Raw genomic sequence first — 15,885 nt, 5'->3', positions numbered from 1 at the left:
GTTATTTGTTTTTGTTGTAAAGTACTGGATTTAGATCATCGTCATTGTACATTTTCATCTGCTTATACACTTTCATGTATTTGTCACCATTTTCGATGTCTGAAATTAATTGATCTATTGCTGTAGAAAGATCTACGCGTTGTTCTAACAAGATGTTTAATTTGTCTTGACATTTAGCTCTATGCGCATCTGAAGCATCCGTACGATCTGCTTCTTCTTGCATATGATATATTTTTAAGGCAAGAATTGACAAACGATCAAGTGCCCATGCTGGACTTTCAGAATTGATTGTCGCGTTTTCTTTTACAGTTACATCATTATATTTTTGAAGAAAGTAGCTGTCCACGTATTCTACTGTATCTGTTCTATCTTGGTTTGAAGCGTCAATATCACGTTTCAATTTTAAGGCAGCAACAGGATCAATGTTTGGATCTCTAATAATGTCTTCGTAATGCCATTGAACTGTATCAATCCAGTTTTTTCTATACAATAGGTGTTCTACTTTATCTTTTGCATATGGATTTTCGAACGATTGTGCTACATCATCAATGATGTGATACTTTTCAATGCTTTCTTGGAATATTTTATTTGCCAGATCACTAAACATATTTCTTGTATTTTGATACAAATATACGCTAATATTTGATTTTAGTACAGGAAATAAAAGCTATGCACCTAATGGTACATACTGCACTTTAAGAATGAAGTTTTAATAAAACAAAAAAAGCCGCTTTACAGCGGCTTTTCTTTGAGGTTGGGGATTGCAATTAATTATCTTTTTACAAATTTCTTACTTGCAACTTTATTTCTTGACCCGAACTTTACATAGTACATTCCTGGTCGTAATCTCTGTACATCTACTTTCAACTCTCCTCCAAAAGGAGTCGCTGTTGTAGTCATCATTTTATATCCTCTATCATTGTATATTTCAACAGTAACATCTCCACTAAACTCTTCTGCGTTGATAGCAATCTCTCTTACAGTTGGGTTTGGATATAATCTTAATCTTGAAGATACATCTACTGCTGCTGCTTGAATGTTTTCTCCGTTAGTGAATAATACATCATCAGTAGCATTATCTCTTGGCGTTCCAATAAAGTCAATTACGTCAATACCAAAGTTAACTCCTGAAATGTTTCCTGTCATAATTGTTGGGAACACTCCATCAGGGTTAGCAGTTCCTGTATCAGGATCGTATGTTGCTGTGTATGTTAATAGTGGTGGGTTTCCTGCAGGAATCACAACTCTAATAAATACTTGACCTGTTGGTACGTTGTTTACAACATAGTTAGGGTTTGTAAAGTTAAATGATCCGTTAGAAGTTTGCGTAAAGGCAACTAATGCATCTAAGTTAGGATCAAATGTTCCTGATCCATCAGTATCTACATAGATTTCTACTGCTAAACCATTTACTGAACCTTCTCCTGGATCAGCAATACCGTTTCTGTTATCATCATCAAATACAACTCCTGTTACTTGGAATGTGCTTGACATAACGTCAATTCCGAAGTTAGCGTTTGTAATGTTATTGTTTACACTTGTAAGTGCTAATAAACCTGGTGTTGTAAATGTTCCGTTAGACGGTAATGTAGGTTGAACAATAACGTTTTGTGCAGTTACACCTGTGAATGTGTATGTACCAGTAGCGTTTGTTGGAACTGTTACAATAGCAGGATCAGTTGAATCAATAACACCATCTGCATTTACATCATTGTAAAGTGTAACATTAATATTCTCTAATACTAATTCTGAAGGATCTTTTACTTGATCAGCATTATCATCATCCCAAAGAAGTCCACTAATATCATAAAGAATTATTAATTCTCTATTAATTCCAAAGTTAACAATTGTTGGTATTCCTGAGTTTAAACCAACACTTACTGCTGTAGTTGGTGTGTACTGGAATGTTGTTGTTCTTGGTGGAACTGCTGCTTGTATTACTACAAATACATTCGTTAATCCTAAGAATTGGTAGTTACCATTTCTATCAGAAAGTGTTTCCACTAATAATGGCTCACCTCTATCAACTCTTCCATTTTGGTTTAAATCATCATATAATCTGATTGGAATATTTGATATACCACCTTCAGAATCTATAATTCCATTTTCGTTATCATCATCAAATACAGTTCCTGAGATTGAATATGTAGCAGTTTGCTCATTGATTCCAAAGTTAGCACCAGTTACATCAGTATTTACTGAACTTGTAACAAATTCTGCTCCTGTTGTTAAGTTGTATACATAAGTACTTGTGTTAGCAGGTACTCCTACTTCAACTAATGTAGAAGCTGTAGTTACATTTGCAAAACTATATGTTCCATCTGCTGCAGTTGTTGTTGTAGTGATTACTGTATCACCAGTTCCAACTCTTCCGTTGTTATCGTTATCAGCATATAATGTTAATGTTATAGCGTCTAAGAATGCTTCAGTAGTAGTATCTGGAGATCCGTTTTCATTATCATCATCCCAAACAAATCCACTAATGTTATAGTTGATTGTTATTTCACGGTTAATTCCGAAGTCAACTCCATTTATATCTGTAATTGTAGAATCAGTTACTACTGTATCTGCAGTAGTTAATACATATGTGAATGATGCACCATTTGTTGGCACTGTTACTGTTACTAATGTATTACGCTCTGTTACTGCTGAGAAACCATAAGTTCCATCGCTTGCAGATGTAGTTGTAGCAATTACTGTATCAGCTGCTCCAACTCTTCCGTTGTTATCAACATCAGCATATAATGTAAGTGTTACACTTCTTAAGAAGTTTTCACCTGTATCAATTGTTCCGTTTGCATTATCATCATCAAATACAGTTCCTGCGATGTTGTAGTTGATTATTTGAGCTCTATCAATTCCAAAATCAACTCCAGTTAAATCAGTTAAAACTGACGTTGTATCTTGTGATCCAGCAGTTGTAAGAACATATGTAAATGCTGCAGTATCTGTAGGTACAGTTACTGAAACTATTGTGTTTTCTACTGTTACATTTAGGAAGTTGTAGTTTCCACTCATTGAGTTTGTTACAGTTGTTCCAATTACAGTATCACCTGCATCAACTACTGCATCATTGTTATTATCTGAGTATAATGTTAGTGTTACAGGTCCAATTGATCCTTCTCCAGCATCTTTTATACCATCTCCGTTGTTGTCATCATATACAGATCCTGAGATGTCATAGTTAATAACTTTAATTTCATTGATTCCAAAATCTAATCCTGATACATCAACAGTTGTTGAACTAGTTGCTTGTGTATTAGAAGTTGTTAATACGTATGTAAATGTTGCAGTGTTTCCTGGTGTAGTTACTACTACAAGAACATTTGGCGTTGTAATGTTTGCAAAGCTATATGTTCCGTCTACTGCAGTTGTAGTTGATGTTAATGTTGTATCAGCAACATCTAAGTTACCATCAGCATTGTTATCAGCATATAATGTAACGTTGATACCGTCTAAAACACCATCTCCAGCGTCATTTGATCCGTTTTCATTGTTATCATCAAATACAGTTCCTGAAATGTTGAAGTCAATAATTTGTACTTCGTTGATTCCAAAGTTAATTCCTGTTACATCAGTAATTAATGAACTAGTGTTTTGCTCTCCTGCTGTTGTTAACAAGTATGTAAAGTCTCCAGTGTTTGTTGGTACTGTTACAGCAACTACTGTATTTTGTACTGCTACATTTGTAAAGTTGTATGTTCCATCTACTGCAGATACAGTGCTTGAGATTACTGTATCTCCTGCGTCAACAACTCCGTTTGCGTTTGCATCATCATATAATGTTACTGTTACAGACTCTAAGTTATCTTCACCAGCATCTTGTGCTCCACTTTCGTCATTATCATCGTATACATTTCCTGAGATACTGTAATCAACAACTTGAACTTTATTCACTCCAAAGTCTAATCCTGTTATATCAGCTGTTGTTGATGTAGCAGCTAATAATTCTGGTGTTGTTGAGCTATATGTAAAGTTTGGTGTATTAGTTGGCACTTCTACCATTACTAATGTATTCTGAGTTGTTACATTTGAGAACGCATATGTTCCATCTACTCCAGTTGCTGTAGAAGTAATCATTGTATCACCAGCATCTAAAGCTCCATCAGTATTATTATCAGCATATAACATCATTGTTACATTGTCTAATCTTCCTTCTGAAGTTTCTAATAATTGATTTGCGTTATCATCATCAAATACAGTTCCTGAAATGTTGAAATCAATAATTTGTACTTCGTTGATTCCAAAGTTAATTCCTGTTACATCAGTAGTTAATGAGCTAGTGTTACGCTCTCCTGCTGTTGTTAATAAGTATGTAAAGTCTCCAGTGTTTGTTGGTACTGTTACAGCAACTACTGTATTTTGTACTGCTACATTTGTAAAGTTGTATGTTCCATCTACTGCAGATACAGTGCTTGAGATTACTGTATCTCCTGCGTCAACAACTCCGTTTGCATTAGCATCATCATATAATGTTACTGTTACAGACTCTAAGTTGTCTTCACCAGCATCTTGTGCTCCACTTTCGTCGTTATCATCGTATACATTTCCTGAGATACTGTAATCGATAATTTGCGCTTTATTAATTCCAAAATCTAACCCTGTTACATTTGTATTGATTGAATCAATAGCTTGTGTTGCAGATGTTGTTAATGTATATGTGTGGCTTCCAGTACTTGTTGGCACTGTTACAGCTACAATTGTATTTTGAATACACACATGAATAAAGCTGTATGATCCGTCTGTTCCAGATGTAGTTGTTGTGATTACTGAATCACCACTATCTAAAACTCCATCAGCATTATTATCAGCGTAAAGTGTTAATGTTACGTTATCTAATCCAGCTTCTCCGTTATCCAAAGTAGCATTTTCGTTATCGTCATCATATACAGTTCCGAAAACATCATAGTTTACAAGGATCTGCGCTTCATTAATTCCAAACTTAACAGTTACATCATTTGTAGTTTCCGATACAGCAACAACTTCTGAAGTTGTCAATGTATACGTAGTTGTAGCTGTATCAGTTGGCACTGTTACTTGTACTAAAGTATTTGCTACTTCTACACCGTTAAATTCGTAATTTCCTGATGAATCAGTATTTAAAGATTCGATTACTGTATCACCAGCATCTAAAGCACCATCATTATTGTTATCAGCATATAATGTTACTGCGATACCATCTAATTTAGTTTCTCCTTGTCCTCCGTTAAAGTTTCCGTTCTCGTTGTTATCATCAAATGCGAAACCTTTAATTTTATAAGATACTGGAGGCGTTAATCTAATATAATCAGAAGCATCCGTAATTCTACCAACATCACTACTGTTTAGTCCACTAATTTCATTTAGTGATCCAATTTGAAGATTGTTATAAGTTCTTAAACTTGATGGAGCCGTATAACTTTGTACGAAACTTTTAGTTGTACAAGTTGTGTGTGGACATCCATAGTAGTAATAAGTACTACATTGTCTTTTGTTCTTTAATAATTGAAGAGCACTGTTTTTATCTTTTGCCATTTGAGCATATACATCTTCATTGTTAGCCCAGTCATATCTGTTGCTATTGAAGTTGTATGCTTGTACTTGGTAAGAAGTTGCAGCGTATAATTGACCGTTGTCATCAACAACGATATCTCCTAATTCTCCTCTATATAGGAAACTTGAATACCACCAGTTGTCATATACAGGTGTACCGTTAGATACAGATGTAGTTTGTCCTGAAGAATCAGATAATCCAGAAAAAGAAATCTCTAATAAGTACATATAGTTATTGTACGTACTACTGTGGTAGCTGTATCCATAACTTTCAGCACTAGATGATGTTCCTCTTTGTTGTAAATCATCATCTGCAGTTTCGTCAGTTGGTAAATCTTCTTCAGGGATATAATCACTAACAAGATCGTTTAATTCATTAGCTTCAGCAGCTTCTATAATTTGGAAATCTTCAGGAGTTTCTCCAGTTCCTGTTCTACCACCGTTGTCAGTTTCATCAGCTTCCGCAGAAGAGTTTCTTGTAACTGGTCCATTAGTAAACAATGAGTTCGACACTGTTCCTGTCGCTCTTACATTGTTTGATAATTCATCTTTTGGGTTTGAATTACCTGAACTCTCTCCTCTACCGTAATAACAGTATGAAGGATATTCCATTGCGAAATACAATTTTCCATTGTAAAAAGTTGCTCCACCAGATGCTAATCCTCTAGAAGAGTACGCGTGACCTGTAGACGTAAAGAAATGTCTAACTGATCCAAAATTTTTGTGTGTATTTGTATACACATTGTAACCATAAATTGTCCAGTTGTAACTAGAGATGTGGTTAGAAACGTAAAAAATCCATCCTGAAGTGGCATCACTAGCGATGGAGTTAATTTCGTTTACATAAGGTGATGTTGCCAACAACGTAGCTTGGTACGTGTTCATGTCAAGTGTGTAAATCCTTTTCCCTGCTGAGATGATAATTGAATTATCATCAGTGGTCATGATTTCATTCTCGACAACATTTTCGCTTGTGGGCATTGAATTCGCGAAAACATTTGTCAGTCCTAATAAGGCTGTTAGGACCAAAAGAGTAATTTTAGTCTTCATTGATTTGCTGTTTAGTTACTATTTATATATGTACCAGACACATGAAATAGAAAAAATTAATAATAAGTTTGGGATGAGTTGGCTTAAAACTCGATCACAAAAATATTTGGAAAAATTCTAAAAAACAGACAACGGGTTTTCTTTTAGATAAAACGTCATTAAAATCGAGAAAAAGCATAATAAGACGTCTTTTTCTTACAAATATGTAGGTAAAAACAGTAATGATGTTACGGTTTTCGTGTTTATTTTAAATAAATACTGAATCCAAAACTAACAATCATTAGTAAAATGAGCAAAATATTCCCGACCCTTTTGTTTTCTATATTTTCCAGAACATTTGCTGTAGAAATACCTAATGGAAATAAGAGTAATATCTCTGTATTATTAGTGCTATTTTTAGCGAATAACACATATGTAATGCCTATAAAAAACAGCACATTAGTTAGTAAAAAAGAAATTCTTTTTTGAGAAGAATACGTTTTAATTTTTAGAAAAAAGATTACAAGATTAACACAAAAAAGTAAGGTAATCAGCGAATGAAGTGCTATTCGCTTGTAATTTTCCATAGGATACTCAATTTTTACATCAAAGTTGAAAATTTGATTTGTAAGTATATTTTGGTCTGTAAGATAGTTGTAGGTAAGGTAGATACAAATGATACTAAAAACACCAACAAACGGCACTAACCAATTTCTATAATCATTAGAAACATATAATAAGATACTTATATATATGATGAGCATGTACAAAACAACCCAAGAATCGAATAATAATGCTAATGTTATGTATATAGAAGCGTCTAATAATTTTTGTTTGACACTATGCAAGGATCGCAAACTTATAATTCTTCTAAATGCAAGTAATATTAAAACGTGGATGCAAACAATAGTTAGATGTTCAAATATGTTTGGAAAAAAACCTATAAAAAGCGTGACAATTAGTAGTGCATAATCGTTTTGCTGTGTTAAATCGTTCTTCTTTACAATAAAATCTACCATAAATAGAGAAAATAGTAATAGAAATAACACAGGAACTTGCAATGTTAGCATATCCATATTTAACTCGTTATTACCTGATAATAAGTAAATTACGAAGTAAACTAGCACAATTCCCGAACAGAGAATAAAATTTATTGGTTTTGATTTCCCAAAAACGCTTGTTATCATTTGAGGTTTTTATATTTTTGTACTGTAAATATAATACGATTTATCGATGAAAAATTTTTTTGAAGGAATTGCTAGTTTTTGTGAAAGCACACTTTTAGCTCCATTTGAATCTTTACGAGCAACGGAATTAGGAAGCTGGTTTGCTGCAAATGGAATTAACTGGATTTTTATGTTAATTGGTGCTACGGCTATGATTTATTGGGTTATGCAATTGAGAAAATTCGATAGTAATAACGAAGAACGCAAAGATATTTCGTCACATTCTTATTTATAAGTCAAAGCCGATATCTTTTCTATAATACATCTTATCAAAATGTAACTTGTTTATGTTTTGATAAGATTTTTTTATGGCTTCTTCATAAGTATTCGCTTGTGATGTAATTGCTATAACTCTTCCTCCATTGGTTACAACTTTTCCATCAGTTAATTTTGTTCCTGCATGAAATACAATAGAATCTTCAATCGCTTCTATACCTGTTATTTCTTTTCCTTTTTCATATGCTTCCGGATATCCACCAGAAACAACCATAATAGTTGTTGCCGCTTCTTCTTTTATACTTAACGAAACCTCATCTAGTTTTTGATTTCCTACTGCTTGGAATAATTCAACTAGGTCAGTTGACAATCTAGGAATTACAACTTCCGTTTCCGGATCGCCCAATCGTACATTGTATTCTATTACAAATGGATCGTTTCCAACTTTAATCAATCCTATAAAAACAAATCCTTTGTATGGTAAGTTATCTTTTTGAAAACCGTCAACAGTTGGTTTTATGATACGTGTTTCAACTTTTTCTAGAAATTCAGCATCTGCAAACGGAACTGGCGATACTGCGCCCATTCCACCTGTATTTAACCCTGTGTCACCTTCTCCAATACGCTTGTAATCTTTTGCGGTTGGAAGCGTTACATAGTTTTTCCCGTCTGTTAATACAAAGCAACTTAATTCAATTCCATCTAAGAATTCTTCAATTACTACTTTTGTACTTGCATCACCAAACTTTGCATCCACCAACATTTCTCTAAGCGAATCTTGTGCTTCTTTTAAATCTTTTATGATTAGTACACCTTTTCCAGCTGCCAAACCATCTGCTTTTAATACATATGGCGAATTTAATGTTGTCAAAAATTCACAACCAGCTTCTACAGTGTCTTTGGTAAAACTTTGATATGCCGCCGTTGGAATGTTATGACGCATCATAAATTCTTTGGCAAATTCTTTACTTCCTTCTAATTCTGCGGCAGCTTTTTGTGGACCAATTACATGAATTCCTTTTAAAGCATCGTCATTTAAGAAATAATCATGAATTCCGTTTACCAATGGATCTTCTGGACCAACAACTACCATATCAATATTGTTTTCCTTTGAAAATGTACCAATGGCTTCAAAATCATTTACACTCATCGCTACATTAGTTGCAATGTTTGCTGTTCCTGCGTTTCCTGGCGCAACGAAAAGGTTTTTTAATAAAGGGCTTTGCGCTAATTTCCAAGCGAGTGTGTGTTCTCTTCCGCCTGATCCTAAAACAAGAATGTTCATAGTTGTGTTGTTTGTTGTGGTTTTATAAAGAAATGTTCTATTAAAAATCGAATTAAATATAAGCTCGATTTGAAAGCCCCAAATTTAAGCGCCTTTCTGTAAATAGTATAATTGTATTTTAATAAATTTAGTTTATTGGATGAAATTGAATTTTCGCGCAAGCGATATTTTGCTAACGGTTCCGAAATACTGTATGCATGTCCAACTTTTTTAATAAGTGTTAACCACAAAGCCCAATCTTGGCGTTTGCGAATGTTTGGCATGTATACTTTACCTAAGGTTTCCGCATTGTAAATTCCCGTAAGGTTTCCGACATAATTACTTTTGAGCATTTTGGAGAAATCTACTTTTGGCAATGCTTTCACCATTTTACCCAACGATTTTCCTGATTCATCCATTAATTCATAGCTAGAAAAACATACTTGAATGTCTTCTTTTAGCATAAAATTGATTTGTTTCGTCAGCTTTTCTGGCATCCATAAGTCGTCTGCATCTAAAAATGCTATGTAAGTTCCAGTAGCTTTTTCTATGGCTGTATTTCGGGCAACGGCTGCGCCAGCATTAGTTTCTAATACAGAAAACTTAATTCTATCATCTAAAGCGGCATATTTTTTAAGAATGTCTACAGTGGTATCACTGGAAGCATCATCTACAATCACCATTTCCCAATTGGTATAGGTTTGTGTACGAACAGATTCGATTGTTGCCAAAATAAACAATTCGGCATTGTACGTTGGCGTAATGATAGAAACTAACGGTTGATACATAATTTAGTATGCCTTTTTTTCTCCTTTGAGAATGTTGCCAATGGTTTCAAAGATAATCTTAATGTCTAAGAACAACGACCAATTTTCTATGTAAAAGATGTCATATTTCACACGATTGATAATGTCTTCATCATTTCTAATTTCACCTCTATAGCCTTTTACTTGCGCCAAACCTGAGATTCCAGGTTTTACACTATGACGAAATACAAAGTTGTATTTATCAATTTTTTTAGCATATGCTTTTGTGTATGGAATCATATGTGGTCGCGGACCAACAACGGACATATCGCCTTTTAATACATTGAAAAACTGTGGCAATTCGTCAATACTTGTTTTACGAATAAAACGTCCAATTTTAGTTACACGTGAATCTTGCTCTGTTACGTGTTCGTATCCTTTTTCACTATTATGTGTCAACGAACGGAATTTGTAACAGGTAAATTCTTTGTAATTGATTCCGTTTCGAATGTGTCTGTAAAAAACGGGACCTTTTGATTCTAGCTTTATTAATATCGCGATTAGCGGAATAAACCAAGATAGAAAGAAGATAATAATGAGTAGTGAAAAAGTAACATCAAACGCACGCTTTATAATTCGGTTCAAGTTGTTATTGAGTGCAACTTCCTGAATGGAAAGTACAGGTAAGTAATTATAGTAATCTGTTTTGAGTCGTTTGGAAAATAGCTTTTTTGTATTTGGAATAAACTTAATGTTGATTCTATTTAAACTCGCATATTTTACATAGTCATTTACATCTTTTTCAGTGAGTTCATCAATAGCACAGTAAATTTCGTCAATACCATCTTCTTCTTCAATATATTTGAAACTATCTTCAATAGTTCCTGTAATTCCTTCTTCTTTTTTATTGCTAAATAATGCTAATAACTTGTATCCTAATTCTTTGTTATTTTTGAATAATCGTTTTAATTCTTGTGCGCCCGAACTTCCTCCAATGATGATAACACGTCGAATGTTTCCGTGTAAAACAGATCGGAATTTTTTTAAAGCATAATACCCAATTATTTTACCCAACCCTATAATACCAAAGCTTGTCATTAGGTACTTAAACGTTACAAAAGCCTGAATGTCAATACTTCTAAAGATTCCAATAAACGCATATATGATTAAAGTATATGCTAATAATTGTTTTATAAGTAAGGATAAAATATGTGGAATTGACGTAAAACGATATACATTATAAAACCCTAGAAAGAAGCTTGATAACGGCCAAAAAATGATCGTATATAAAATAAAGAGTAAGTGTTGATTGTTCCAAAAAGACGACTCGAAAAAGTATAGATTTTGATCGTTGAAGTCGAAAAACCAAAACACAAAGATATTGATGACACATAAATCAAATACCACAAAAGATGGTCTTAATAGCCACGAATATCTTCCTCTAATATGCATCCGTTACATTCTTGTATAGGTTGAAAAATCTTTGTGTTCTTTTTTGAAAAGCTCCTTTTCTGGCAATGCTTTGAAGTAATCGTAGGTTTTTTTCATTCCTTCAGTACGATTTACTTTTGGCTCCCAATTTAGGATTTCTTTTGCTTTGCGAATGTCTGGCTTTCGCTGTAATGGATCGTCTACTGGTAATTCTTTATAAATTACTTTTTGCGAAGTTCCTGTCAACTTTATGATTTCTTCTGCAAAATCACCAATGGTAATTTCGTGTGGATTTCCAATGTTTATTGGCTCTACATAATCACTCATTAACAATCGAAAAATTCCTTCTACTTGATCCGTAATGTAACAGAATGAGCGCGTTTGTTTTCCATCTCCAAATACTGTTAAGTCTTCTCCACGAAGTGCTTGTCCAATAAATGCAGGGATTACACGTCCGTCATTCAATCGCATTCGCGGTCCGTATGTATTAAATATACGCACAATTCTAGTTTCCAAACCATGAAATCTATGATACGCCATTGTAATAGATTCCTGAAAACGTTTTGCTTCATCATAAACTCCGCGTGGACCAATAGTGTTTACGTTTCCGTAATATTCTTCGTGTTGTGGATGTACTAATGGATCTCCATAAACTTCCGACGTAGAAGCTATTAAAATACGTGCTTTTTTCTCCTTGGCTAAGCCTAATAAATTATGTGTTCCTAACGATCCTACTTTTAAGGTTTGAATCGGAATTTTTAAGTAATCTATAGGACTTGCTGGAGAAGCAAAGTGTAATATATAATCTAGTTTTTCGGGTACGTGTACAAATTTTGTAACATCGTGATGGTAAAACTGAAATTCTTTGAGATGGAATAAGTGTTCTATGTTACGAATGTCGCCCGTAATAAGATTGTCCATTCCTATAACGTGATATCCTTCATTTATGAAGCGATCACATAAGTGTGAACCTATAAATCCGGCTGCGCCCGTAATTAGAATTCGTTTCATCGTGTTATTGGTTATTTTGGAATTATAAAACTTCTTTTCGACCTATAGAAAAATACGTAAATCCTTCTTTTTCCATATCTGCTACATCGTACAAGTTTCTTCCGTCAAATATAATTGGTTGGTTTAGATTTTCTCTTAATTTCTTGAAATTTGGTGTTCTAAATATGCTCCATTCTGTACAGATAATCAGCGCATCTGTATTTGCAATTGCCCCATACATGCTATCTGCATATTCTAGTTTGTCTCCAAGTTTCGCTTTTACATTGTCCATTGCTTCTGGATCAAATGCTTTTATTTTTGCGCCTCTAGCAAGTAATTCATCTATAATATACAAAGATGGAGCTTCACGAATATCGTCCGTTTCTGGCTTAAAAGCCAATCCCCATAATGCAATTGTTTTTCCTGATAAATCTTCCCCTAAGTGTGAAACTACTTTTGGAATTAACGCAGTTTTTTGCTTGTCATTTACATTGATAACTGCATCTAGTATTTGAAAATTGTAATTGTTGTCTTTTCCAGATTTGTACAATGCTTTTACATCTTTTGGAAAGCATGAACCTCCGTATCCAATTCCTGGAAATAGGAAACGTTTTCCAATACGAGAATCTGTTCCCATACCAATACGAACTTTATCAACATCTGCGCCTACTTTTTCACAGAAATTCGCAATCTCATTCATGAACGTAATTTTTGCCGCTAAGAATGAGTTTGAAGCGTATTTTGTTAATTCTGCGGACTTTTCATCCATAATTAATATTGGATTCCCCGAACGTACAAATGGTTTGTATAAACGCTGCATAAGTGCGGTAGCTCTTTCTGAACTTGAACCAATTACAATTCGTTCAGGTTTCATGAAATCATCTACGGCAAATCCTTCGCGTAAAAATTCTGGGTTTGAAACTACATCAAATTCTACAGAAGCATGTGCTGCAATGACAGCAGTTACTTTTTCGGCAGTTCCAACTGGTACGGTACTTTTGTCTACTATGACACGATATTCTGTCATAAGCTTACCAATGTTTTCCGCAACTCCTACTACGTATGATAAATCAGCTGATCCATCTTCGTCTTCGGGCGTTGGTAATGCTAAAAATATAATTTGTCCGTGTGCTAATCCATCTTCGAGCGAAGTGGTAAATTTTAAACGTCCTGCGTTTATATTTCGATCAAAAAGTATATCTAAATGTGGTTCGTATATTGGAACTTCTCCATTTTGCATACGTTCCACTTTATGTTTGTCAATATCTACACAAAGTACATCATTTCCTGTTTCAGCTAGGCACGTTCCAGTAACTAGTCCTACATATCCTGTTCCTACAACAGTTATTTTCATCTATTAATTTTTAATGCTTTTTATAGTATCGTTCCTTTTTAGCTTGATTTTTTATCTACTAGTTTTTTTACAGGAACATCTTTTTCTTTATGGTCTAATTCTTCATAGGAAGAATTCATACTCTTGTATTCAGGGACTAATGCTTTCATTCGCTTTACGACCTCAACTTTATTGAAAAGTGAAGCAGAATCTATTAATTCCGCAATATTTTCATTGATCGTATTATAATCATACATTTCACCACGTGCAATCATAATTTTTTCATTATATGTTGGCAACGTTGTAGATTTATCGTTGAGCAATTCTTCGTATAGTTTTTCTCCTGGACGCAGACCAATGATTTTGATATCAATGTCTTTGTTTGGAATAAATCCGGCTAGCTTGATAATTTTCTTCGCCAGATCAATGATTTTCACCGCTTCTCCCATGTCAAAGATGTAAATTTCTCCTCCATGTCCCATTGCACCAGCTTCTAAAACCAGTTGACATGCTTCCGGAATCGTCATAAAGTAACGAATAATATCAGGATGCGTAATGGTTAACGGTCCACCTTCTGCAATTTGCTTTTTGAATAATGGAACTACCGAACCGTTTGATCCTAGTACATTTCCAAAACGTGTGGTTACATAGTTGGTAGTATAACGCGTATCATTTTTGAATGTTTCTTGCAACGTTTGCACATATATTTCGGCAATTCGTTTAGAAGCTCCCATTACATTACTAGGATTTACTGCTTTGTCAGTTGAGACTAATACGAATTTTTCAACTTGGTGTTTTAACGCTGTATCTGCAACATTTTTAGTTCCCATTACATTCACAAAAATAGCTTGAGACGGATTGTCTTCCATTAACGGAACGTGTTTGTATGCTGCCGCATGATACACTACTTGTGGTTTATATAATTCAAAAATGTTATCTAGTTTGTCTTTGTCACGCACATCGGCAATGACAGCTTCAAAGTCTAAGTCAGGAAAGTTTGATCTGATTTCCATTTGTATTTGATACAATGGAGTTTCTGCCTGATCGACAATGATTAGTTTTTGTGGTTTGTAGTTGGCAACTTGTCGTGCAATTTCACTTCCAATTGATCCAGCACCACCAGTAACTAAAATACGTCTGTCGTAGAGTTCTTTTGCAATTAGTTTATTGTTCAGAACTATTGGTTCTCTTTCGAGTAAGTCTTCAATTTGAACATTTTGTATTTGCTGTGCTAGGTTGACATTTTCCTTGTCTTCCATGTCCGCAACAATCGGCGCACGCAATACTTTTAGATTGTGTTCTAAGCATTCATCAACAATTTTGATACGTTCTTCTTGCGTAATTGATTGATCAGCTAGTATGATAGCATTTGCTCCGTAAGCTCGTAAGATTACTGAGAGTTTTCTTTTGTAATGAATGATTGGTAATCCTAAGATTTCTTTACTCTGGTTTTTTCCTTTTTTGTCAATGAAACCTATGAGTTTGTAACGTACAGGACGTTCTACTTTTAGTGCATTTGATATGGCGATTGCATTTGCGTCAATTCCATAAATCATGACACTGATACGTTCTTCTTTGGTTGCATAGTCAAAGTATGCTTCAAACACTTGCTTTACTAATACTCTGAAGAGTAATAGAAACGAGAACGACATTATAAAGTAAATGAATAGCTTTGGCGTTAGGAATAATGGATCGTCATTTATAATTAAATGCGAATAGTTCACTACTAATAACGTAATGAGTGTTGCTAACGACGCTAAGAAAAACTTGATAGCATCTATAAATGTTGAGTGACGAATAAGTCCTGCATATGTTCTAAAAAAGATAAAGAACAATAAGTTGGTTATTAATATTAAACCAGCTCTTGGTGCAAGCCCTAAGAATGTTTCTGATGCATTCGAATTTAAATCACTAATGTTGATATTGTTTACAATAGCACTTGTGAGCAACAATGCCACACAGCATATAAACATATCAAAACATAAAATAAGCCATCTTGGCAAATACCCAAGATTTTTAAAATCAATACGTTTTTTGCTTGATTTCAAAACTTGTTTTAAAGCTTCTCTTATTCTTATCAAATTCAATACCTTCATCTTCTCAAAAACAGATTCTTAA

At 34.1% G+C, this 15,885-nt stretch carries 10 protein-coding genes; 1 reads left to right on the top strand and 9 read right to left on the bottom strand.

Annotated features, from left to right (window positions below):
- Position 1 precedes the first annotated feature (1 nt).
- From ACUUYC_RS07880 to ACUUYC_RS07870, 3 genes are all read right to left on the bottom strand, one after another.
- Complete coding sequence (locus ACUUYC_RS07880) at positions 2–607, bottom strand: DUF4254 domain-containing protein (protein ID WP_474265118.1); 606 nt, start codon at positions 605–607, stop codon at positions 2–4.
- Positions 608–771: 164 nt separating this feature from the next.
- Positions 772–6,582, bottom strand: a complete 5,811-nt coding sequence (locus ACUUYC_RS07875; RefSeq protein WP_474265116.1) for an SdrD B-like domain-containing protein — start codon at positions 6,580–6,582, stop codon at positions 772–774.
- A 242-nt stretch (positions 6,583–6,824) separates the two neighbouring features.
- Positions 6,825–7,748, bottom strand: coding sequence for a DUF6427 family protein (locus tag ACUUYC_RS07870; RefSeq protein WP_474265115.1), 924 nt, complete (start codon positions 7,746–7,748; stop codon positions 6,825–6,827).
- Positions 7,749–7,794: 46 nt separating this feature from the next.
- Between ACUUYC_RS07870 and ACUUYC_RS07865 the strand changes: the two genes are divergently transcribed.
- Positions 7,795–8,022, top strand: coding sequence for a DUF6341 family protein (locus ACUUYC_RS07865; protein ID WP_474265113.1), 228 nt, complete (start codon positions 7,795–7,797; stop codon positions 8,020–8,022).
- On the opposite strand, the gene purD is transcribed toward ACUUYC_RS07865, so the two are convergent.
- The 6 genes from purD to ACUUYC_RS07835 are packed head-to-tail and all read right to left on the bottom strand — an operon-like array spanning position 8,017 to position 15,863.
- Positions 8,017–9,288, bottom strand: coding sequence for a phosphoribosylamine--glycine ligase (gene purD, locus ACUUYC_RS07860; protein WP_474265112.1), 1,272 nt, complete (start codon positions 9,286–9,288; stop codon positions 8,017–8,019). The two genes, ACUUYC_RS07865 and purD, sit on opposite strands and share 6 nt — an antisense overlap.
- Positions 9,285–10,055 (bottom strand): glycosyltransferase family 2 protein, encoded by a 771-nt coding sequence (locus tag ACUUYC_RS07855; RefSeq protein WP_474265111.1) that lies wholly within the window; start codon positions 10,053–10,055, stop codon positions 9,285–9,287. Before ACUUYC_RS07855 ends, purD begins: the two co-directional genes overlap by 4 nt.
- Before the next feature lie 3 nt (positions 10,056–10,058).
- Positions 10,059–11,465 (bottom strand): exopolysaccharide biosynthesis polyprenyl glycosylphosphotransferase, encoded by a 1,407-nt coding sequence (locus ACUUYC_RS07850; protein ID WP_474265109.1) that lies wholly within the window; start codon positions 11,463–11,465, stop codon positions 10,059–10,061.
- Positions 11,466–11,468: 3 nt separating this feature from the next.
- On the bottom strand, positions 11,469–12,455 hold the full coding sequence (locus ACUUYC_RS07845; protein ID WP_474265108.1) for a UDP-glucuronic acid decarboxylase family protein: 987 nt from the start codon (positions 12,453–12,455) through the stop codon (positions 11,469–11,471).
- 22 nt (positions 12,456–12,477) lie between these two features.
- On the bottom strand, positions 12,478–13,788 hold the full coding sequence (locus ACUUYC_RS07840; RefSeq protein WP_474265107.1) for a UDP-glucose dehydrogenase family protein: 1,311 nt from the start codon (positions 13,786–13,788) through the stop codon (positions 12,478–12,480).
- 38 nt (positions 13,789–13,826) lie between these two features.
- Entirely contained in the window at positions 13,827–15,863 is a 2,037-nt protein-coding gene (locus ACUUYC_RS07835; protein WP_474265106.1) for a polysaccharide biosynthesis protein, read from the bottom strand.
- Positions 15,864–15,885 lie beyond the last annotated feature (22 nt).

This window comes from Kordia sp. E (genome assembly GCF_056033805.1).
The sequence above is the reverse complement of the archived record's forward strand: the minus strand, read 5'-3'. Positions and strand labels throughout refer to the sequence as shown.

Bases quoted from the DNA above. Each gene is read 5' to 3' on its own strand.
- ACUUYC_RS07835 (WP_474265106.1), bottom strand. From the start codon at position 15,863: ATGAAGGTATTGAATTTGATAAGAATAAGAGAAGCTTTAAAACAAGTT.
- ACUUYC_RS07840 (WP_474265107.1), bottom strand. From the start codon at position 13,788: ATGAAAATAACTGTTGTAGGAACAGGATATGTAGGACTAGTTACTGGA.
- ACUUYC_RS07880 (WP_474265118.1), bottom strand. From the start codon at position 607: ATGTTTAGTGATCTGGCAAATAAAATATTCCAAGAAAGCATTGAAAAG.
- ACUUYC_RS07865 (WP_474265113.1), top strand. From the start codon at position 7,795: ATGAAAAATTTTTTTGAAGGAATTGCTAGTTTTTGTGAAAGCACACTT.
- ACUUYC_RS07845 (WP_474265108.1), bottom strand. From the start codon at position 12,455: ATGAAACGAATTCTAATTACGGGCGCAGCCGGATTTATAGGTTCACAC.
- ACUUYC_RS07855 (WP_474265111.1), bottom strand. From the start codon at position 10,055: ATGTATCAACCGTTAGTTTCTATCATTACGCCAACGTACAATGCCGAA.
- ACUUYC_RS07875 (WP_474265116.1), bottom strand. From the start codon at position 6,582: ATGAAGACTAAAATTACTCTTTTGGTCCTAACAGCCTTATTAGGACTG.
- ACUUYC_RS07850 (WP_474265109.1), bottom strand. From the start codon at position 11,465: ATGCATATTAGAGGAAGATATTCGTGGCTATTAAGACCATCTTTTGTG.
- purD (WP_474265112.1), bottom strand. From the start codon at position 9,288: ATGAACATTCTTGTTTTAGGATCAGGCGGAAGAGAACACACACTCGCT.
- ACUUYC_RS07870 (WP_474265115.1), bottom strand. From the start codon at position 7,748: ATGATAACAAGCGTTTTTGGGAAATCAAAACCAATAAATTTTATTCTC.